We start from the raw sequence: 23290 nt of genomic DNA, 5'->3' as shown, positions 1-23290 counted from the left end.
TTAGTAAATATAGTCATTACATAATTAAGTGTTTTAACAAGTAAGCTTAAATAACACTTGTTCTTACACTTGCTTGATTAGGTAGTTTTACTAGATTTTCAGCAGAACATTATAATTACCAAAGTATTAAAGTGTCTTATATCTTAAAAAGGTATAAAATATTTTACTATTTACACACTATGAAAAGTTGTATAGGATAAAACCTATCGCTTTATGCTTTTACTGTTCCATATGCGTTTTTTAGTAAATTTTTTGTTACTAACTTTGTTGATTATAAGCCAAACTGGTTGCTCAGGGATAATGGCTGGTCTTGCTGTTACTACAGGTGCAATTATTACGTTACAGGATAGGTCAGTTGGTGATACTATAGATGATACAGCAATATTAATTAGAGTTAATAAAGAACTGTTTAAGGTAGGGTTATTTCCTCAAGTGACTGTTAAAGTGAGTGAGGGACGTGTATTATTGATAGGGCATGTAAAATCGTTGGATGATCAAATAAAAGCTGAAAAGGTTGTTTGGCATCAAAAGGATGTTAGGGAAGTTGTTAATGAAATAACTGTAGATAAAAACGCAATTAATCTAAAAGAAACAGCTATTGATGCTATGATTAGTGCTCAAGTTAAAGCACGGATTCTTTCTCAAAGTAAGGTTAGGTCTATGAACTATAGTGTAAACACTATAGATGGAACTGTTTATTTAATGGGTATAGCTCAGGACCAAGAAGAGTTAGATAAGGTTGTGTCAATAGCACAGAAAGTAAAAAAAGTAAAGCAAGTAATTAGTTATGTAAGGTTAAAAGATAGTAAATTGCGTAATTAATTATTCACTATCAATTCTAATAGATTGTTATTGTATACAAAATGATTTTGTATGTATGATGTTTTATTAGTGGGTAATTTAAGATGCATATTTAATATAAAATATGTTGACGTGTATGCTTCAAATGTAGTTTTGTTTAAATATTGTATGTGTTAATATTGTGATAGATTATTCATTTTAATATAAGTAATGCTTATAAGGTTAAGTTATTATCTACTGATAATCTTTTTATGTTTCGATATCTTATAAATCTTGTTATTCTAGTTTTATAAGTGAAGGTCTTTTTTTTGTAAAGAGCCGTTAACTTAGTAGATTTAGAATATAAGGAGATATATGGCGCTAGTTGTTGCTTTTCAGATGGATAAAGATGTTGTTGTTGATAAAGATTTATCAGTTAAGTTTATACAAGAGGCGCAAAATAGGGGACATACTGTATTCTTTTATTCTCCTAATCAGTTAGCAATGAAAGGTAATGTTCCAATTGCTAAAGCTTGCTTAGTAACTGTAAAGGAAAAAAGATTACAATGTGCTGATGTGCAAGAATTGTTACTTGAAGATGTTGATATAATTTTTATACGTCAAAATCCACCGTTTGACATGCGTTATATTACGAGTACCTATATTTTAGAGAGATTAAAAAGACCACTTGTTCTAAATCATCCTAAAAGTCTTAGAGATCATGCAGAAAAGTTATTACCTCTTTCGTTTCCTAAGTTTATACCAGAGACTGTCATTACTGAAGATCGTCTTGTATTACAGGATTTTTATCAAGAACATAAGGATATAATATTAAAGCCTTTATATAGTTATGGTGGAAATGATGTTACTAGGATGCATAGCAATGTTGATATTACAGTTGTAACAGAGTTGATGATAGAGAAATACAAATGTCCTATAATTGCCCAGAAATTTATATCAAACATCAGCAATGATAAGAGAATTATTATTCTAGATGGCAAGCCTATAGGAGTCTTTAAACGTAGAATATTTTCTAATGATGTTGAAGAGATAAGGACTAATCTGAGATTTGGATCGGTTCCAGAAGTTGCAACATTGTCAGACCATGATATGGATATATGTTTAGCTATAGAGCAAGAATTATTAGGAAAGGGAATTATATTTGTTGGAATTGATGTATTGGATGGATATTTGATAGAAGTAAATATTACTTCTCCATGTGGTATTTTGCAAATTAATGAATTATATGGAGTGTATTTAGAAAAAAAATGTTGGGATTGTTTTGAAGAAAAATTTTATGAAAAACGCGGTAGTTAATAGATTGTGCTGTTTATGAAAATTAATAAGTTTTTATATTTAATATAGATCCTATTATCTTAAAAATATAGTTCATCAATGAAATTTTCTCATTATTAAATAATAAGTACAGGATATTTTTTGTTTGCACATTTGTTTTTGTGATAGTTTTTTATATATAAAAAGTTAAAAGATTAATTCGAAGGATTTTCTGCAGCCTAATTATTAAATATGTTATTAAAAATGATCTTAACTTTTTTGTTAACCTATTAATGGATTTTAGTATTAAAGATAATAATAAATTGTTTCTCTATTAAAATTACAAGTTATTAGTTTGAAATGAATATAGTTGTAGTGTGAATTTATTGCTACCTTATAGTGCATTATATTTTGATATTATATATGATTTAGATTTGATATAATGTTGCAGCTATGGTGGTTTATACTAAGGTTAGTTAAGTAAATAGTATTTATTGCTTGAAAAGTTGATGTAAATGTTTTAATCACATGAAATGTTCTATTAATGTTTTTAGGAGTTAAATTTTTTGTGTAATGGGTATTCATATACATATGAATTTTTATTGCTAAGTTTTTTTAAGATGACCTGCTGTTAGGAGTTAGTACTTTAAACTGAAATTTTTAAGTTATAAGAGTTATGGTGTTATTATGAGAGAAATTGATGATCTTAAAGATATGGGTAATTATCAGTCCTTAAATAATGCTAATAGTATCACTGGTATGAATATTCTTAAATTAGTCAGGCGTTTTTTTGTTCGTAAGCACTTAATTTTTTTTATGATAGTTGTTTTTAGTATAGCCTTTACGTATTTTTTTAAAGGTCAAATACTTAGTAAATTACAAAATTGTGCTTTAATTGTATCAAATTATATGTCAGACCAATTAGTTGGATGGGGCTTTTCTATTGATGAAGTAGTTATTGATGGAAATAAATTTGTTACTTCAGACTGTATACAAGGGTTTATTGATGTTGATAGGTCTATTTTGTTTATGTCTTTAAGTGAATTACAGAAAAAAATAAAGGGTAGTAGTCAATGGATTAAAGATGTTTCAGTGAAACGGTTATTGCCTAATATTTTGGAAATAAAAATTCTAGAGTATTTACCTTTTGCAAATTGGTATCATGATTATGGCAGTTCAATCATTGATGATACAGGGCATATTATTGTCAATAGTAATGAAGAACGAGATGATTTGATATCAATATATGGTAATGATGCATTGAAAGATTTACATTTTGTGAAGGAGTTAATTAATGAGAATAGTGTTCTCAGTAATATGATTTCTTCTATGTCTTATGTTGATGATGGTTGCTGGGATATTATCTTATCTAGTGGAGTGAACATTAAATTACCAAAGGAAAATCCTTATAATGCTTGGAATAATTTACTTAATATATATGAAGCTTCTAATGAATTTTTAATTTGGAAAACTGTAGATATTCGTGTCCCTGCTCAGATTAATATAATGGAATAATTTATTAACAATTAGTTATGATGAGCTTATAAAATTGATAATAAATTATATATTGCTATGTTTATTTGATCATTAGGATGTATAGGAATCCTATGTTTGATAAATTAACGATAATTATAACAAATTTTTATTATATGTTTAAAATTTATGGATTAAAAATAACGAATTTTATATATTGGTTGTTGATCATTAATGTGTATAGTAGTATTATTGGGTGTGCTTTTATGGAGTGCACTGTGTTTTATGGTGTTTCATCAGAATTATAGGTAATTATGGCACAGAATTTTGAAATGTCCAAAGAAAGATTGTATATTTCTGAAGTATTGGTTGTTGATGATGAAGTTGATATAAGAAATTTAATAAAGGATATATTAAGTGATGATAATTATGTAACTAAATTAGCAGTGGATGGATTGTCTGCTATTAAGATGGCTTATGAAAAAGAGCCAGATGTTGTGTTACTAGATATATGGTTAAAAGGATCAGATATTGATGGATTAAGTGTTTTAGAAAAACTTAAGGAAAGGTATCCATATCTACCTGTAATTATGATTAGTGGACATGGTAATATTGCTACTGCTGTAAAATCTTTACATATGGGAGCTTATGATTATATAGAGAAACCATTTACAGAAGGTAGGTTAAAATTAGTAGTTAAAAGAGCAATAGAATCTGGTAGGTTACGTAGAGAAAATGATGAATTAAAGTCGACATTTGAGGACTACGAGATAGTTGGCAACTCTTCTGTAATAAAAAACCTGAGGAGTATGATTAATAAAGCTGCTACTACATCTAGTCGTATTTTAATTACTGGGTCGCCTGGTGTTGGAAAAGAGGTAGTTGCTAGGTTAATACATAAAAAGTCAAAAGGGTATGATACACCATTTATATCAATGTATTCATCTATGTTACCTGCAAATAATTACTTAGTTAATATATTTGGTAGTGAAGAAAGCAGTAATATCTTATCTCATAGAGTACCACCTCATATTGGCATAATAGAGCAAGCAAATCATGGGACACTGTTTATAGATGAAGTTACAGATTTAAGATATGATACACAGTTACGGTTACTTAGGTTATTACAAGAAGGAAAAATATATAGAGAAAACAGTAAAATTCCTGTAGGTGTAGATGTGAGAATTATTGTTTCATCTTCAAAAGATATAGAAAATGAAGTCAAAGCTGGGAAGTTCTGTGAAGATTTATATTATAGACTAAATGTTCTGCCAATCAGAGTGCCATCTCTAGTGGAGTATTGTACTGATATTCCGGAACTGTGTAGATATTTTATGAATAGTATATGTAAGAAAATAGGATTATGTACATATATATTAAGTGATGAAGCTTTAATAGCCATGCAGTCTTATGAATGGCCAGGTAATTTACGTCAATTACGTAATGTTATAGAGTGGATATTAATCATGAAATCTCCTAAAGAGATTATTACTGCAAAAGATTTGCCGGTAGATATAGTATCAAATTCACCTATTAATGATGTTCTTAGTGCTAAAGTAATATCTATTCCACTTCGCCAAGCACGTGAGGAATTTGAAAAACAATATTTAAAAACTCAATTATCACGTTTTGGAGGTAATGTATCAAAAACTGCTGAATTTGTTGGTATGGAGCGTTCTGCGCTTCATCGAAAACTGAAAGTTTTGGGATTATGTAATATTTCTGAGTAACTTATATTTAGTATTTTTATATAGGGATTGTTATTTTATAATCTCAGTTAGTTTTCTTTAGGTTGATTATATTCTGATTTGGTTGAAAATGTTGTTATAATGAGTGAGATGTATAGCTATAAAATGTTAGGGTCTGCATTATATATCTTATAGTATGTCTGATATTATTTTGTCTAATGTATATTTATAAGGTAAATTGTTATAAGTATGCAATATTATTGTAGTATATCCTGAGTACAGAGTGTGTATTGTAGTATGGTATTGTCGCACTGAGTTTAAGGATCTGCATTATATATCTTATAGTATGTCTGATATTATTTTGTCTAATGTATATTTATAAGGTAAATTGTGATAAGTATGCAATATTATTGGTAGTATATCCTGAGTACAGAGTGTGTATTCTAGCAGGGTATTTTTGTACTAAGTTAAGGGTCTGCATTATATATCTTATAGTATGTCTGATATTATTTTGTCTAATGTATATTTATAAGGTAAATTGTTATAAGTATGCAATATTATTGTAGTATATCCTGAGTACAGAGTGTGTATTCTAGCAGGGTATTTTTGTACTAAGTTAAGGGTCTGCATTATATATCTTATAGTATGTCTGATATTATTTTGTCTAATGTATATTTATAAGGTAAATTGTTATAAGTATGCAATATTATTGTAGTATATCCTGAGTACAGAGTGTGTATTGTAGAGTATGATATTGTCGCACTAAGTTTAAGGATCTGCATTATATATCTTATAATATGTCTGATATTATTTTGTCTAGTGGTGTATTTTTATAAAGTAAATTGTATATAGACGTGCAAATAGGTAATTCTATATTAAGTTCTTTTGCTAGCAATATTAGTGGTTTTACTGTACTAACGCCTTCTATGATTTTTAATTTATTGCTAAGCATTTTGCTTATGTCTGCACCTTGCCCTATTTCTATTCCGAAAGACATGTTTCGTGAATGTGCTGTGGTACAAGTTAATATTAAATCTCCAAGGCAGGATGGACCAATTAAAGTTGAAAGATCGATAGTCTTGTTTTTTGCAGTGTATAGATTCTTTATTTCGTTCATTCCTTTAGTTATAACAGTAGCTATAGCGTTGCTTCCTAGGTTTTTCCCTGTTATTATTCCACAGGCAATTGCGATTATGTTTTTTAATGCAGCTCCAATTTGTACTCCTAATACATCTTGGCTATACACTGTTTTAAAAGTCTTACTGTTTATCTTTTTTGTGATTGATATACCTAAATCTTCATTTTCTCCTGCAAGCACTATAGTGCATGGTAGATCTTCTGCTATTTCTTTTGCAAAGCTTGGCCCAGATAGTATGAAAATTGGGTTGTTTGGTAAAATTTCCTTTACTATTTCACTTGGGAATTTAAGAGATATGTCTTCAATCCCTTTGCTACAGATTAATAAAGGTGTTTTTTCAAATATATGTTGTTTCTTTTGTATGGAATAACATAGCGTACGCAATTGTTGCGTGGGTACTGCGAGAATAATGCAAATGTTATGATCTGATAATACTTCATCTATGTTACTACTTATGATGATGTTCTCTTGTAATTTGCGTGTTGGTAAATATTTAAGATTTGCGCGATGAGTTGCTATGGATTGCATGTCTATGTGATTTCGCCCCCATAGGTTAACTGATATGTTATTTGTGGATAATGCAATTGCTATTGCTGTGCCAAATGATCCTGCACCTAAAATAGTGGTTTTCATCTTTTATCTACTTAATAAAGGACTTAGCTGGAGGAGATTATATATTATATATTATGTAGTGTTAAGAATTGAATTAGTATTAATTATAATATTAGTAATAAATGTTTAAAATGTTGATAGGGATAATTTGTTATTGGGAGATTTCTATCTCAATGTTCTGCATTTTGATATTTTTGTAAACTGCATAATGCGGTAAATTAAAGTTTTTATGTTTCTTAGCGTATGAAAAGTCAAGATTTGTGTGTTATTATCAATGAATGGATATCTTGGATAAAGCAAGAGAGAAGATATGCGATTAATACAGTTGATTCTTATCTTAGAGATGTTAATAAATTTGTCGAATTTTTATATAGGTGTACTTTACGTTCTGTTACTTTAGAGGATATTATTAATATAAAAGTTACAGATTTAAGAAAATGGTTTGCATTTAGATATCAGGCTAATATAGAAGCTGTGACAAATGCAAGATCTTTGTCAGCGTTGAAAAATTTTTTTCAGTATTTGTCACGTACTTATAATGTGGATAATCAAGCAATTTTTTGTTTGTCTAGACCAAGGCTTAAAAGCACTTTACCTAGAACGTTAGCTCAATCTCACATTCAAAGGATACTTGATTACTATAGTTTATTACACAATGATTGGATAGTTAAACGTGATTTTGCACTAATTATGCTCCTTTATGGGTGTGGTTTAAGGATTAGTGAAGCAGTAAATTTAAGGTTTCAAGATATTAGAGGAGATGAACTTTTAATTATTGGTAAGGGGAATAAGGAAAGAATCTTACCTATTTTACCTATAGTGCGTGAGAGTTTAGATGGATATATAAAATGTTGTCCATATCATGTAAAATTAAGTGCGGTTGTGAATGAATACGTTTTTGTAGGAGTTAATGGTAAAAAGCTTAATAGGACTTATTTCGCAAATAGAATACAAAAAATTCGTAAAGAAATAGATTTACCTGATACTACAACGCCTCATGCATTGCGTCATAGTTTTGCTACACATTTATTTCTAGGTGGTGCGGATATTAGATCAATACAGGAATTATTAGGTCATGTTAATTTATCGACTACACAAATTTATACTCATTTAGATCATAAAAGTATAATTGACCACTATAAGAATTTTCACCCTCAAGTTATAAAGAAAGAATAGTTACTTAATACATGCCTGAAAAGTGAGAATGAATAATTTTTATAAAATCTGATTATTTAGATAAAACTTTATCTACGTAATAATAGTAATAAAATACATTTATTGTTTGAACTTATATATGTTTACTGTTGTTCAATATAGAGCTGTTATTTGAGTTAAAAGATTAAATAGTGTATAGGGTTCCCATTACTGATATTTATTTTGTGATTTAAGGGCTTGCTTAAATATATTTGTTGGGATACTGTGTTTTTATTTTCTGTATTTTATATATGATTGCATTTCTGTAAGTTGGAAGGTAAAAAATATATATAATTGCACTCTGATGTTTATTTGGTCATTTTTAAGAGCTTGTTCAAATATATTTGTAGGGTGCCTATACCATTTTCATTATCTGTAATTGAGTACAATTACATGTTTATGGGTTGAAAAAATTAAACAATATGTATAATTCACTTTAGTGTTTATTCGGTTATTTTTAAGACTGGTTCAGCTATATTTGGTTGAATACTACTTGGTCTTCAGTATTCCTTTCTGTAATTTTACCAATTTTATATATGATTGCATTTTTATAAGTTGGAAGGTAAAAAATATATATAATTGCACTCTGATGTTTATTTGGTCATTTTTAAGAGCTTGTTCAAATATATTTGTAGGGTGCCTATACCATTTTCATTATTTGTAATTGAGTACAATTACATGTTTATGGGTTGAAAAAATTAAACAATATGTATAATTCACTTTAGTGTTTATTCGGTTATTTTTAAGACTGGTTCAGCTATATTTGGTTGAATACTACTTGGTCTTCAGTATTCCTTTCTGTAATTTTACCAATTTTATATATGATTGCATTTTTATAAGTTGGAAGGTAAAAAATATATATAATTGCACTCTGATGTTTATTTGGTCATTTTTAAGAGCTTGTTCAAATATATTTGTAAGGTGCCTATACCATTTTCATTATCTGTAGTTGTGTACAATTACATGTTTATGGGTTGAAAAAATTAAACAATATGTATAACTCACTTTAGTGTTTATTCGGTTATTTTTAAGACTGGTTCAGCTATATTTGGTTGAATACTACTTGGTCTTCAGTATTCCTTTCTGTAATTTTACCAATTTTGTATACAACTTCATCTGTAACTTTGAGGAGAGATAATGTTTGCTCTTCATTTTCTTGTGGTACAATTAATATCATACCAATGCCGCAGTTAAATGTTTTGAACATTTCCATTTGTGGTATTTGTACTTCGGTATCTAGCCAATGAAATATTTGTGGCATCTTCCAAGAATTTAAGTCAATGGTAGCTGATAGATGATTAGGAATAATACGTGGTATATTATATATGAATCCTCCTCCAGTAATGTGAGCTAAGCCATTCACTAGTGAAATTATCGGTAGTAAGGAATTTACATAGATACGTGTAGGTGTGAGTAAATAGTTTGCCCATGTTTGATCAGACCAAGGACATACATCATGGTAGCTGATTTTATTGTCACTGATGATTTTCCTTATTAATGAGAAACCATTAGAGTGTAATCCAGTTGAAGCTAATCCAAGTATTATATCTCCGGTTTTTATGCTATGATTTTTTGGTAAAATATTATCTGCTTCAATAATACCTACTGTAAAACCAGCTATGTCATATTTATTATCGCTATACATTCCAGGCATTTCAGCAGTTTCTCCACCTATTAATGCGACATTTGCTTTTTTACATCCTACTGCTATGCTATTGATAATTTCTAAAGTAGTATCATGATCTATTTTACCCGTTGCGAAATAATCTAAGAAAAACAATGGTTCAGCTCCCTGTGCTAAAACATCATTGACGCACATTGCTACAAGATCTATACCAATAGTCTTATGATTATTTACTTCTTGTGCAATACATAATTTGGTACCAACGCCATCAGTTGAGGATACTAGAACAGGTTTGCTATATTCCTTTATTTTTGACATATCGAACAGTGCTCCAAAGGACCCTATATTGCCAACTACTTCTGGTCTAGATGTTGATGATGCGATTGGTTTGATTTTTTCTACTAGACTATTACCGGATTCAATATCAACTCCAGCGCTTGAGTATGTTTTCATAGACACCTTAATTTATGTGAAACTCATTTTTACAATTAATTAATCAGAATAGCATTAAATATTTGAACTTCATATAAAAAGTTGTTTACTAGTTAGTGGAATTATTTTTTTTTGATAGATTAAAGTTAAAGAACATAATATTGAATATAGGATTTTTATGCAGAATAGTAAGATTTTATCAAACGTAGAGTTAGTGTCTGCAAGGTTGTTGCATGATCTAGCTGGATCTGTAGGAGTAATAGTAAATTATATAGAGTGTTTAGGTGATGATGAAAGCTTAGCTGAAGGTATGATACCTTTACTTTCTGATGCAGCTGATGATGTAATGAATAAGTTTAAACTATTGAAGCAAGCTTATAGTATTTCTGATGATAATGGGGATTTTAATGCTACTAAGCATAATATAAAAAATTATCTGAAGAGAAAAAAAATTATTCTTGAATGGGATGTCGATATACAGATTTTTGATATTGAGTTGGTTGAAAAAATCAATAAATTACTTGCTAATATAACTATGATATTAATGTTCTTCATGATAAATGGGACTAAGGTAAAAATTGTACTGTCTAAGTCAGATAGTAATGGTTTATTTATAGAAACAATAGCTTCTGCACAAAAAATAGAAATGCACGAAAGTATTAAGAGTATTCTTGATATGGACATATCTAATCAAGAATTGAATACAAAGAATATTCAAGTAAATTTTCTAATGATGCTTTTAGATAGTTATAATGCAAAAATGACATATGAAATACAAAACACTATTTTTAAGTTTTCTATATGTGTTTAGTATGAAGAATTTACTATTATAAGTTAATTTATTTATATGCAGTGCTATGTATATGTACTGCATAGGTTGTAGTAATTTGTTAAATATAAACAATATTCTGAAAGTTATCTCTTATTGTTAAAGAGCAATGTGTGTTTGATAATTAATCAGGTACTACTAAAATATAAAAAATTACTGAGGAAGAGTATTAAATGAAAATTTAGTAGGTTTTTTTATGGAATGTTAGTACTTTTGATTGTACCTCCAGCTGCTTCTTGTTGAGCAATGAATAATATGTTACTTATGTTTGTTAAAATTTGTTCTGTGTCAATTTCGTTATGCATTTGAGCATAACCTATTGAAGCCTTTGCATGGAAATTTTGAAGATTATTATTAATGTTTTTGTGTATTCTGGATATTGCTGAATATGCATGTTCAGATTTACATCCTAATAAGATAAAAATGATCTTGTAATCTCCTATGTACCCAATTATATCACTTTCTCTAACGTTTTTATGTAACAAGTTGATAGTGTGTTGTGTTAAAGTGTCTATATTAGACTTATTATATGGTGGATCTAGTTGCATCATACTTATGATAGCGTGTTTATTGTGTTTATGAAGGAAGTCTAATACGATCTTTATTTCTGTTTTTGTAGATACTTCATCCATTATATTAAAAACTGAATGCATGCTATATTTTTTATTAGAAATTATGGATTGCCTAAATATATCAAGCTTTTGTGATATACTAGCATCTCGTACTAAAATCTCATAATTTATTATATTTTGATTGGCAGCTGTAGTTCGAAAGACTTTTTGTATTACTGGGATTATTTTATTATTTCTTCCAATAAAAGAACAGTTACGTGTTTTGGATAAAATGTCAAATAAATCAGTTCCATCACTTGTGTATTCTAAATAGCTATCTATGTTATCTACAATGTTTTTATGTAATATAGTTGATAATGGCTTATTAGAAAGTTCTTCTGCTGTGTAATCTAAAAGTGTTTCTGCTGCTTTATTCAGATTAGAAATTGTTAAATTTTGCAAAGTGTTATTTTGTTGTACTGATATTACAGAATCGTCAGATCTTCTTGCAACCACAAAGTGATTCATGTTTTTCTCGTTTTATCAATTAAACACTGAATTAAAATCTGTTTGCTGTACTATTTATATAAAAATTTTTCTTTATTGTTTTTATTCATGATTTGTAGTTAATGAATTCTTCATAGGATATTTTAGTTGCAAACGAATTTCAGTGTCTTTTTTACACAATAAATATTTTGTGTACATGAATATTCCAAATTTTTGAGAATATACTAATTATGTTCTAGTTTGTATTAAACTAGTTATATGTTTTTAATTATGTAATAATTTTTAAATATTTATGTAAGAACAATATTGGATTGAAAGTTTAACTGTAGTTAGTTATTTGTATCAAGTCAATTGTAATGCTAAGGAATGTAATGAGTCTATGTGTTGGATTTATCTAATAGGTTTTTTGTAAGTTGATAAGAGCAGGATATAGTTAATTGTTTATAGTAAATCACTTTGAAATGCCAAGATGTATAATGAATTTCTATGTTGTATTCTGTATAATAAATTTTAGGATTTTTTATATAGACTGAGTGAGGAATTAGACTGTGGCTAACTCCTTTAGGTAAATCGATCTAGTATAAGCTAAAAGATGTAATAAACTTTGTGTATTAGTCCCATGAAACTTATGTCACATTTAATTGTAATAAGAATATTGTGTATATTGCTTAAAAAAATTTTTTAATTTTCTTCATCTAACTGAGAATTCCATAGGTTTTCGAGTTGATAATATTCTCTTACTTCTGGTCTGAAAATATGTACTAATATATTGTAGCAGCTTAATACTACCCAGTTACCATCTTTTAGCCCTTCAATAGAGAGCTTTTTATATGGTTTGATTTCTTTCCTAATTCTTTCAGCTAAAGATTTTACATGATAACTTGATTCGCCTGAAGCAATTATTAAATATTCTGCTAAGTTACTTTTACTGCTGATATTAATTGTAACAATATTGCTAGCTTTATGTTTATCAAGAATGAATATTATAAGGTTTTTCAGTTCTTCTGGAGAACTAAATAGTTTGTCAGGACTGAGACTCATTTTACCTCGTTTTTTACATGCTAGGTTTTATTGTATTACATATTGTACGTAATATAAACAGTTAAAAAGCATCAAAAGAGATGTGTTTATGGTAAAACTATATATATTATTAACAGTTGCAGGTATATATAGTAAATCATTAATTTTCTTAGAAGGTTATCTACAATATGTATAATATATTTCAATGAAACTATGGACGTTGGTTAACTTATGAATATTAGAAGCTTAATATTATCTTTAATTATTTTGCTTTATGGCAATATGTCATTTTGTCAAGATGGTTATATGATATTTAGAGATAGTGAAGTTGAGTCTGTAATAAAGAAGATAGCGTTTCCAATATTTACTGCAGCTAAGATTAATCCTGAGACTGTTAGAGTTTTTATTGTTAATGATAAAGTGGTAAATGCTTATGTTGATGGAAATAATCATGATGTATTTTTGAATTATGGGTTGTTTCAGTTTTCAGAGGATCCTAGTGTGCTAATTGGGGTCTTAGCTCATGAGGTTGGGCATATATCTCAGAAACATGTGTTATTTCGTAAAAATAAAATACAAAATTCTATGATTTTGTCTGGGATAGGGTATGTTTTAGGTATTATTACTGCAGTTGCAGTAAATCCCGATATGGGTCAAGCAATAGCTCTTGCTACTAGTGATATTAGTAAAAGAATGTTTTTTCTTTATAGTCGTCTACAGGAGGCATCTGCGGATCAATGTGCATTGCGATATCTAGATGAAGCTGGATATAGCAATGATGGATTAATTAAAATGTTCAAGCATTTTTATTCATTAGAAACACAATATAGAGGAAGTATTGATCAATATTTATTATCACATCCTCTTAGTTATGACAGATTATTACAGATGCAAAATTATCGCAATCGTAATAAAGTTAATGGTTTTTCTGATGAAGATATACATAAATTCAGGCGAGTAGTAGAAAAAATTAATGCATTTTTTAATCCAATAGAACGTTTAGTCAATGAGAAAAATGATATAAGTCAGTTATCTCCATATGTGCAATCTATTATTTTTTACAAGCAATCTGATGTTTTAAAGGCTTTAGAAAAACTTGACAGTTTAATATTACAATCTCCAGAAGATCCTTATCTTTATGAGTTAAAAGCACAAATTTTATATAAGGCAGGTGACATTGAAAAATCTGTGGAAAATTATAAATTAGCACTTAAGTTTTCTTTTGATGATGTTTTGATAAAACTTGAAACATCACAGGCTTTGTTATTATATGATCAAGAAGAAGCAGTAAATTATTTGGAGCAGGTTACATATCAGGAACCGGATAATATTTTTGCTTGGAAGCAATTGGCTATAGCTTATGGTAAGACAGGGGATTTAGGAATGTCATATTTTTCATTGGCAAGTAAGTCTTTTTTTGAGAATAATAAAAAAGATTTTGATAAATACTTTGGTTTAGCAAAAAAATATTTACCAAAGGATAGTGTTCATTTAGAACGCATGCATGATTTAAGAATAAATTTATTAAGTAATGCATAGTTAATTAGATTATTAGTAATGTTGTGTATATTTTTACAAAAGTGTAATAATGGTTTCATCTATGAAAATACCAGGTGCAATATTATTTTTATTGATACTACAAGCCTCTTGCAGTCCTATTTATGGTACTAAAATAGAATATAAAAGTCCAGAAAGTGAATCTGGGAAGGCTTGTGTAGTAAAATGTGCTTATGTGAGAAATGATTGCTATAGACAATGTCAAGTTAATGTTACTAATTGTAAATTAACTGAAAAAATGATAAGTGCTCAAGAACGTTCTCAACCACGCATTAATATAGTAAATAATAATGAAAGTGGAAATAGTAAACCGAAGCAGAGTGATAATAACTCATGTGAGAGTAAAAACTTAAAATGCAAAGAATCTTGCTCCAATAATATTGCATGTAAGACTCAATGTGATATCTATATGGACATGTGTAATACTGAGCAAAGTTTTGATCGTTATAATGGATATGATAACTTTGTTTCAAATATGTATGGAATAAATAAAAGCCCTATAATAGAAACACAACATCCTGTCAGTTTATGTCAGAATGATAAGTGTGATAGGTTATGTCGAAGTGATTATGATTTATGTTTTTCTAGCTGTGGCGGAAAAATAATCACCTATAAACAGTGTATAGCATTTTGTGATAAAAAATAAATAAGCATTTTATGTCAGAATGATAAGTGTGATAGGTTATGTCGAAGTGATTATGATTTATGTTTTTCTAGCTGTGGCGGAAAAATAATCACCTATAAACAGTGTATAGCATTTTGTGATAAAAAATAAATAAGCATTATAATTTTATATATTATTTTTACTTATTATTATATAGGAGCAGAAGTGCTGCAGTTAATGAATTTATAAGTGGTATGCATAGTCAAATAAATCTAGATTTTGTTAAAAAGTGAATATCACATTCATTAGTATGGTATTGATGGTTATTCTATATTTATAAAGTGTTTATATGGTTATGATAGGGTGTAATTGAAGGTAAGTAATAGAGTATTTTTTAATTATCTAAATCTAATAAATTTTTTATTAATTTATTTACTTTATAATGTGCTATGCTTGCTGTAGGTGTTAATTTAAGTTATGGTAGTATACTTAATGTTATATGAAAACCCTTTAAAATTAATTGTATGCTGCTAGAGATATGTAAATTCTGTTTTTAAAATTGATACTATTTAGAATTAGAAATACATATGTTTTGTAATTCTATACTATCAATATACTTAGGGATATCTTATTGTTATTTATATTATATAAAAAAAGTTAGAATGTTTTTTTGGTATTAACTATTCAACTATAATGAGTGATATACTGCTAGACATAAGTGGATTTTTATTTGTAAGATTGATTCTATGTGAGAGATTTCTATTTTTAATGCTATACTATTAATATACCTAACAATCATCTTTTTTATCTTGTATAAGAGAGTCTTCACAATATATGTGAGTTTTGTTTGATTAAGTTGATACTATTTAGCTTTGTAAGCATTTCATATATTGACACTTTGAATATTGGATGAGGGAATCGTGCATAAATGTCACATAGTGGTACGAGAACAAAATCTCTACAATGCATTTGTTTATGAGGTATAGATAAAATTCTAGTATCCAACATTTTATTTCCCCACAATATGATATCAATATCTATAGTTCTAGGTGCCCAATGTTCATGATTAGTTCTACCAAGCTTTCTTTCTATGGATTTTATCCTTTCTAACATGGAGTGTGGAGATAAACATGTATATCCTGATATTACCATATTTAAATAAGGGGTATTCCAATGATCTGGTGCATTTTTTGGTAGTAAGGCTGGAGTTTTATAAAGATAGGAATAATGCTTATTATGTAAAGGTAACATGTTAATTGCGGATTTAATGTATGCTAACATGTTACTGCAGTTACTTCCTAATGCTAGAATCACAACATCGTTACTGGGCAGATTATACATTTTCTTTGTTAGCTTAAAGGAGGCAGTATATTTTGTTTTGAAGATTATTTCAATTCTTTTGTGTTGTGTATTATGTGAACTTGTAGGATATCATGATGATATTCTTAAGGGGGTTTTTATTATTATTTGACCTGTGCTGTTTAGCATGTGTTGCGCTATAGATAGTTTTTTTATGTATTAATAATGTATCGAAGTGTTATTAGATTCAGAACTATGGGTTACTATGGTAACATAATTGGTTCTATTATGTTATTTGTGTGTTGCGCTATAGATAGTTTTTTTATGTATTAATAATGTATCGAAGTGTTATTAGACTCAGAACTATGGGTTATTTATGATAACATGATTGGTTCTATTATGTGATTTGTGTGTTGCGCTATAGATAGTTTTTTGATGTGTTAATTAGTGTATCGAAGTGTTATTAGACTCAGAACTATGGGTTACTATGGTAACATGATTGGTTCTATTGGTTTTTTATGTATTGATTAGTATATCGAAGTACTGTATGTAAATATGAATAAGGCTGAGCACGAATAGATGTCGTTTTTATTGTATTCTATCATATATAACATGACTTTATTACTGGCTAACGTTGATTTGTTATATTTACATAAAGGGGATTTTTTTCTTTGTTGATTGTTCACTCTTTATTTTGTTTTGTATACTTACAGTTTATATATAAATAGTAAAGTTAAATTTGATATATGGTTATTTTATAAGATGCTTACATTGTTATGTTTTTTTATAGAGCTATTTTAACTGTGTAATATATTAAGTGTGTGCCACATTTCTATATGATTGTATTTTCATATTGCTGAATTTCTTGTAGTTGTGTTCAAGTGTTTTTAAATCGATGGAATGCATATCTTCTATTATAAGGGTATTTGTAGAAGTTATTTTACCTATATTTGCATGTGGAATTTCTTTGAATATTGATTCAAATTCTTGCTTGTTGTGTTTCCCTATTGTTACTAAAATCCTGCTTTGTGATTCTGAAAATAGAATAACTTTTTCTTTTAAATCGTTATTCTTAATATTGCATGTTGGTATTGACGATAAACTAATTTCTGCTCCAAGTTGTCCACCAATAAGTGATTTTACTAGGCTTATTATCATGCCTCCTAAGTTGACTGCAATTGCTGATGCTATAAGATTTGCATTGATAGCTTTATTATAAGATGTATATAATTTTTTAGCATGTTCAGCATGTACTTGTGGTACATTATTATTTTCTATATTGCTGTATTTTTGGTATTCAGAACCTCCAAGTTCATCATAAGTTGTACCTAGTATATATATTAAATCTCCTGGATTTTTCACATCAAGTGTTACAGCATTTTCTATGTTTTCTATGATTCCAAGAGTAGAAATTAAAAGTGAAGGTGGAGCTGAAATGTTAATTTGTTCTCCTTTACTATTATATCCTTTAAAATCATTAAACATGCTATCCTTGCCAGAAATAAAAGGTGTTCTAAATGCTGTGGCATAGTCATAACATGCTCGAGCTGCATTTTTTAACTGCCATAATCGTTGTGGATTTGTTGAATCACACCAACAGAAATTATCTAATAATGCTAAGTGATTAAAATTTCCTCCTATTGTAACATAATTGCGTATGGCAGTATCTATTGCACAGGCTGCCATGTGATATGTGCTTATTTCTCCGTAACTTGATCCTAATCCATGCGATTTTACTATTCCTCTTTTTGATGATAATATTGGTCTAATAACTGTTGCATCTCCGTTTACTCTTCCTATACCTTGAATAGGTTTGATTACAGATGTGCCTTGTACTTCGTGATCATATTGTAAGGATATGAATTCTTTACTACATATGTTCATTCTTTGTATAATCTCGTTTAACTCAATTTCTAATGGTTTATCGCACTTTTGGTGAGGTATTGATATTGATTCTGTGGTTTTTATCCATGTGCTAGTTTGTAAGTGGGTTTTCGGAACACCATTGTGCAGAAAATCTACTTCTATATCCATAATAATGGATCCATTATATAGTACTACAGCCTTATTACTGTTGTTGAATTCTCCAATGATACTAATTTCAACATCGTGTTTTTTCATTACTTTTTCAAACGTTGGAAATTTGCTAGGAGAAACAGCAAAAGTCATCCTTTCTTGAGACTCTGAAACCCAAATCTCCCAGGGTAACATATTGTCATGTTTCAGTAATACTTTATCCAGTTCTACTGTGAACCCACTGTGACCCATTTCTCCTACAGAAGAAGATAATCCGCCGGCTCCATTATCAGTTATTGCATTGTATAAACCTAGATCTCGGGCTTCTTTAATTATTGCATCAGATAGCTTTTTTTGAGTAATAGGATCTCCTATTTGTACTGCTGTACTATTGCTGTTATGTTCAGTTAATGCGTTAGATGAGAAGGTAGCACCATGTATTCCATCTTTTCCTGTTCTACCTCCTGCTATAACTATGTAGTCTCCATTGTTGGGACTCTTTAAATGTGATAATGAGTTATTAATTATGCGTGGCATAATGCCAGTGCATCCTACAAAAACTAATGGCTTACTACGAAACCTATCATCAAAGTACACAGATCCTAAGCTTGTTGGTATCCCAGAGCAATTTCCACCAGAATTTACACCTTTTATTACTCCGTCCATTATTGTATTGGATGACAATGTTTTGACTGTGCAAGATTTATCCCTATATAATTCTTCATCTGATTCGGAAAAGCAAAAATAGTAGGCATTTAGTATTGGTTTTGCTCCTTTACCAAATCCAATTATATCTCTATTTACTCCTAATATTCCAGTAATTGCTCCTCCAAATGGATCAAGTGCTGATGGACTGTTATGTGTTTCTACTTTATCTGCAATAATGAAATCATCATCGAATACTATTGCTCCTGCATTATCAGAAAATGTGGATATACATATTTCTGAGTTTATTTCATATGTTGCACGTTTTATGTAATGCTTATAAAGCCCATCTGTAATTTCATCTATAGGAGAGGAAAAAATATTATGTTTACAATGTTCTGACCAAGTTTGTGCTAATGTTTCAAGTTCAATATCATTAGGATTACGTTGAATTTTTTTAAAGTATGCCTGAATAGCCTGCATTGCTTCTAGTGATAGATTTAAGGCTCCTCGACCATTAATTCCATGTCTACTGATTTGTATTAATTCATGATCTTGAATATTTAAATCTACAGAAGTCACATAGGTGTTTTGTTTTTTATCTTGTGGAAAAAGGTCTTCATACTTAACATATGGGATTAGGAATATACTGTTGCATGTAGAAGAGTCAGTATATATATTATTTAGATTTGATATCTGTTTATTTCCAAAGAATCTTACTTTAAATGCTTCTCCTTTTGCAAAAGATAATTTACAGTACTCTATTAACGGATTAAATAATTTAAGTATGTCTTCTTCTTGTGGTATGGGTCCTTGTCCAAATGTAACTTTAGAAGTTAATACATCTACTGCTGTTTTATATTCTAGCATTTCATTTATTATGCATTTAGTAGTATTACCAACGTTATCAGTAACTCTAGGTAAGAAACATCTTTCTAATGACCAGTTTGCTTTGAAAGTGTGAAGTAGATTATAATTAGTATTAGTGGTTACTTCTTTATAGTTCAGTTCTATATTGTCATATATGAAAGCAAAGAATTGTTGTGTTATTGGATTGGTTAGCACAGAACCTATTTTATGAATGATTGCTGATTCTAAATTATCTTGAACATTTATTGTGTAAACCGTAACATCATTGCTTGTATAGTTTTCTGGTAGTACTTTGTCTGCTACGCCAATACGTATAATCATGACTAATTTCTGGTTAAGTAATATATTTACACTGTATAATAATTAGGGGTAATTTCAAATATATTATTAATGTTTCTGGTGATTATTCATAATTACAGTAAGTAATAAGATGATACTATTGTGAGATTTATTCTTGTGTTTGGAGGTTAAGTAAAGGGCTATTAATGTTTTCATTAATAATCAGTATCATTAAAGTAATGGTGTTATAAAATGAGAAATAGTTGTAAATATGTTATAATAAGCTTTCTAGCAGCTATTGTAATATGATTATAGGCAATAAGTAATAAGTGATTTTATTATTAGATTTAATTCTATGTTTAAGGGTCAAAGTAAAGGAATTATAATATTTAAATATCTATCAGTATCGTGGTGTAACATGTATAGTTGCAGGACAAGTGTCTGCATAATCTTAGTACTTTTTGTAGTATGGAACTATTAATACATATGTGGAAATTGTTTCCTATTTCTCAACTTCTTATACTAATAAAGAGCTAGATTTTGGATTAGCATTTTTATAAAGTAAAGGAATTATAATATTTAAATCATCTATCAGTATCGTGGTGTAACATGTATAGTTGCAGGACAAGTGTCTGCATAATCTTAGTACTTTTTGTAGTATGGAACTATTAATACATATGTGGAAATTGTTTCCTATTTCTCAACTTCTTATACTAATAAAGAGCTAGATTTTGGATTAGCATTTTTATAAGGTAGGTCTTATATTATTTGTATTGGGATTATGGTAAGTTTTGTATTGTAATCACATTATCGAATTTGTGCTATTTATGATTTTACAATGTGTAAATGTTTGATACAGAAAAGGACATAGTTTTAATGTATTTAATTTGTATAGCGATATGGTGGAGAGCGTTTTTGACATTTACTAGGTAAGTTGAATTCTGTTTGCAGTTGTCAATCTGAAATGAATATTGATTTTACAGTGTATGAGTATTGAATATAAATAGATGTGTAGTGATTTCAATTATTTTGTCATAAATTAAAAACATAGTTTTAATACATTTGATTTTATTAAATTAGTTTATAGTAAATAACATTTTGCCAGGTAAAAATAAGCCGGATTCTGTTTATGTAGTTATTCATCTGGGATAAATATCACTATCTACCTCACGCGACTCACCTGGGTAATTGTGAGGGAAAGCACAATACCTCCTCTTAGTCTTGCTCCTGGTGGTGGTTGCCTAGCTACTATATGTTGCCATAAGTACGGTGTGCTCTTACCACGCCTTTTCACCCTTACCTTAAAAAAGGCGGTTATTTTCTGTAGCCCTTACCTGGAGTCACCTCCGACAGGGATTACCTGTCACCATTTTCCCTTGGAGTCCGGACTTTCCTCTGTATTCTATAATACAGCAACTACTCTTTTACCTGACAAGTTATTATAATTTCTAATTAGATTAAGTAAATGATTAATTTTGTGAATTGAAAGGATGCAGATTTGAAGTTTTGGTAATAGTTTGTATTGTTGTTGCAGTTTGGTTGGCGAGTTATCAGCCATTTTACATAAAGTGTTAGTTTTTCTGTAGCCCAACATATTTAGTTATATTAAGTAAATGATTAATTTTGTGAATTGAAAAGTACAGGTGCTTTTGTTCTTACTCCAAGCTTGGATAAAAGATTTTTGTCATTATTACAATCAGAGTTAGGGGTTGTTAATAATTTCTCTCCACAAAATATAGAATTTGCTCCTGCAAATAAACATAATACTTGCATTTCTTCTGACATGTCTCCTCGTCCTGCAGCAAGACGTATATATGATTTCGGCATTAAAATGCGTGCTACAGCTATAACTCTTATAAAATCTATGTTGTCTATTTTGGGGTTACTTTCAAGAGGTGTTCCTTTTATTGGAACTAATCTATTAATAGGGACAGAACGTGGATGTTCCTTTAAATTTGCTAAAGTTAATAACATTTTTGCTCTATCTTCAACATTTTCACCAAGACCTAAAATACCACCAGAGCATATGTTGATTCCTGCTTCATGTATATTATTTAAGCTAGTTAACCTATCATCGTAATTACGTGTAGTAGTTACATTAGGATAAAAATCACGTGATGTATCAATGTTATGATTATAAAAATCTAAACCTGCATCTTTTAACTTTTTTGCTTGGTCTAAAGTTACCATACCTAGAGAAGCACAACTCTCTAGTTTTTCACTTTTTATTAGCTCGATAATATTGCAAATGTATTCTATATCTCTGTCTCTTAATTGGCGCCATGCTGCTGCAAAGCAAAACCTATCTGCTCCATTATTTTTAGCTGTTTGTATAGCTTTTTTTATTGATTCAATATCAAGTAAAGATTCTTTTTGTAAACCTGTCTTATAATGTGCACTTTGCGAGCAATATCTGCAATTTTCTGGGCAACCACCGGTTTTGATACTTAGTAGAGCAGCAACTTGTACTTCGTTATTGTTAAAAAATTGCCTATGTGTTAAATTAGACTGTAATATCAAATCATTAAATGGAGTATTAAAGAGCTCTAATATTTCATCTAATTGCCAATTGTTTCTTACTGAAGTGCATGTACTCATTTTTGCGATAACTGTTCTTCAATCTTATTTTGCTTTGATTCTATCTCTTTGACAGAATTATTTAAAGCGCTAAATTCATCTTGAGTGACAAAACCATTGTTTCTTAAGTATGCAGATAAACACTTTTTAACTGCCTTGTTAGCAATACCAAGTGTACCTATGGCTATCCCAAAGAATGATACACTTATTTTTGAGATATCATGCAGAAAAAATCTCATAAAGCAACCTGCCTATAACTGAAGAAATCTATAAACACTTTGTTCTCATTAGGTTAGGGTATGCTATTCAATTTTAGTAAA

General features: G+C 29.1%; 16 protein-coding genes and 1 other RNA gene. 8 read left to right on the top strand and 9 right to left on the bottom strand.

Going from position 1 to position 23290, the window contains the following annotated elements:
• Window positions 1–231 precede the first annotated feature (231 nt).
• The 4 genes from MR76_RS03350 to MR76_RS03330 all read left to right on the top strand — a co-directional run bounded on the left by MR76_RS03350 (window position 232) and on the right by MR76_RS03330 (window position 5258).
• Window positions 232–822 (top strand): BON domain-containing protein, encoded by a 591-nt coding sequence (locus MR76_RS03350; RefSeq protein ID WP_024072289.1) that lies wholly within the window; start codon window positions 232–234, stop codon window positions 820–822.
• Between the two features lie 333 nt (window positions 823–1155).
• Window positions 1156–2097, top strand: a complete 942-nt coding sequence (gene gshB / locus MR76_RS03345) for a glutathione synthase (protein ID WP_024072288.1) — start codon at window positions 1156–1158, stop codon at window positions 2095–2097.
• A 645-nt stretch (window positions 2098–2742) separates the two neighbouring features.
• Window positions 2743–3570 (top strand): cell division protein FtsQ/DivIB, encoded by an 828-nt coding sequence (locus tag MR76_RS03340; RefSeq protein WP_024072287.1) that lies wholly within the window; start codon window positions 2743–2745, stop codon window positions 3568–3570.
• A 272-nt stretch (window positions 3571–3842) separates the two neighbouring features.
• The gene (locus tag MR76_RS03330; RefSeq protein ID WP_024072285.1) at window positions 3843–5258 is read left to right on the top strand and encodes a sigma-54-dependent transcriptional regulator; all 1416 of its coding nucleotides are present in this window, start codon (window positions 3843–3845) and stop codon (window positions 5256–5258) included.
• A gap of 748 nt (window positions 5259–6006) precedes the next feature.
• On the opposite strand, the gene MR76_RS03325 is transcribed toward MR76_RS03330, so the two are convergent.
• The gene (locus MR76_RS03325; RefSeq protein WP_024072284.1) at window positions 6007–6987 is read right to left on the bottom strand and encodes an NAD(P)H-dependent glycerol-3-phosphate dehydrogenase; all 981 of its coding nucleotides are present in this window, start codon (window positions 6985–6987) and stop codon (window positions 6007–6009) included.
• 222 nt (window positions 6988–7209) lie between these two features.
• On the opposite strand from MR76_RS03325, the gene MR76_RS03320 reads away from it, so the two are divergent.
• Window positions 7210–8142, top strand: a complete 933-nt coding sequence (locus MR76_RS03320) for a tyrosine recombinase XerC (RefSeq protein WP_024072283.1) — start codon at window positions 7210–7212, stop codon at window positions 8140–8142.
• A 1060-nt stretch (window positions 8143–9202) separates the two neighbouring features.
• Here MR76_RS03320 and purM read toward each other — a convergent pair.
• On the bottom strand, window positions 9203–10237 hold the full coding sequence (purM, locus tag MR76_RS03315; RefSeq protein ID WP_024072282.1) for a phosphoribosylformylglycinamidine cyclo-ligase: 1035 nt from the start codon (window positions 10235–10237) through the stop codon (window positions 9203–9205).
• A 157-nt stretch (window positions 10238–10394) separates the two neighbouring features.
• On the opposite strand from purM, the gene MR76_RS03310 reads away from it, so the two are divergent.
• A complete protein-coding gene (locus tag MR76_RS03310) occupies window positions 10395–11027 on the top strand; it encodes a histidine phosphotransferase family protein (protein ID WP_024072281.1) in 633 nt (210 codons plus the stop codon).
• A 212-nt stretch (window positions 11028–11239) separates the two neighbouring features.
• Here the strand turns inward: MR76_RS03310 and MR76_RS03305 are convergent, their stop codons facing one another.
• Window positions 11240–12124 carry a PAS domain-containing protein gene (locus MR76_RS03305; RefSeq protein WP_024072280.1) on the bottom strand — a complete coding sequence of 295 codons (885 nt, stop codon included), beginning with the start codon at window positions 12122–12124 and terminating at the stop codon, window positions 11240–11242.
• Between the two features lie 660 nt (window positions 12125–12784).
• Complete coding sequence (gene rsfS / locus MR76_RS03300) at window positions 12785–13144, bottom strand: ribosome silencing factor (protein ID WP_024072279.1); 360 nt, start codon at window positions 13142–13144, stop codon at window positions 12785–12787.
• A gap of 210 nt (window positions 13145–13354) precedes the next feature.
• Here rsfS and MR76_RS03295 point away from each other — a divergent pair, with 210 nt between their 5' ends.
• Together MR76_RS03295 and MR76_RS03290 are read left to right on the top strand one after the other, a co-directional pair.
• Window positions 13355–14662 (top strand): M48 family metalloprotease, encoded by a 1308-nt coding sequence (locus MR76_RS03295; RefSeq protein WP_024072278.1) that lies wholly within the window; start codon window positions 13355–13357, stop codon window positions 14660–14662.
• A 49-nt stretch (window positions 14663–14711) separates the two neighbouring features.
• A complete protein-coding gene (locus MR76_RS03290; RefSeq protein ID WP_235111255.1) occupies window positions 14712–15326 on the top strand; it encodes a hypothetical protein in 615 nt (204 codons plus the stop codon).
• 783 nt (window positions 15327–16109) lie between these two features.
• Here MR76_RS03290 and folK read toward each other — a convergent pair.
• The 5 genes from folK to MR76_RS03270 form a co-directional block, all read right to left on the bottom strand.
• A complete protein-coding gene (gene folK / locus MR76_RS03285) occupies window positions 16110–16625 on the bottom strand; it encodes a 2-amino-4-hydroxy-6-hydroxymethyldihydropteridine diphosphokinase (RefSeq protein WP_024072276.1) in 516 nt (171 codons plus the stop codon).
• A gap of 771 nt (window positions 16626–17396) precedes the next feature.
• Window positions 17397–20435, bottom strand: coding sequence for a phosphoribosylformylglycinamidine synthase subunit PurL (gene purL / locus MR76_RS03280; protein WP_024072275.1), 3039 nt, complete (start codon window positions 20433–20435; stop codon window positions 17397–17399).
• 1055 nt (window positions 20436–21490) lie between these two features.
• An RNA gene (gene rnpB / locus MR76_RS04660) (RNase P RNA component class A) lies at window positions 21491–21825 on the bottom strand.
• A gap of 185 nt (window positions 21826–22010) precedes the next feature.
• A complete protein-coding gene (gene bioB / locus MR76_RS03275) occupies window positions 22011–22991 on the bottom strand; it encodes a biotin synthase BioB (protein WP_024072274.1) in 981 nt (326 codons plus the stop codon).
• The gene (locus tag MR76_RS03270; protein WP_024072273.1) at window positions 22988–23209 is read right to left on the bottom strand and encodes a hypothetical protein; all 222 of its coding nucleotides are present in this window, start codon (window positions 23207–23209) and stop codon (window positions 22988–22990) included. The genes bioB and MR76_RS03270 overlap by 4 nt, the downstream gene beginning before the upstream one ends.
• Window positions 23210–23290: the final 81 nt, after the last annotated feature.

The organism is Ehrlichia muris AS145 (assembly GCF_000508225.1).
GTDB classification, from domain to species: Bacteria; Pseudomonadota; Alphaproteobacteria; order Rickettsiales; family Anaplasmataceae; genus Ehrlichia; species Ehrlichia muris.
The sequence above is the reverse complement of the archived record's forward strand: the minus strand, read 5'-3'. Positions and strand labels throughout refer to the sequence as shown.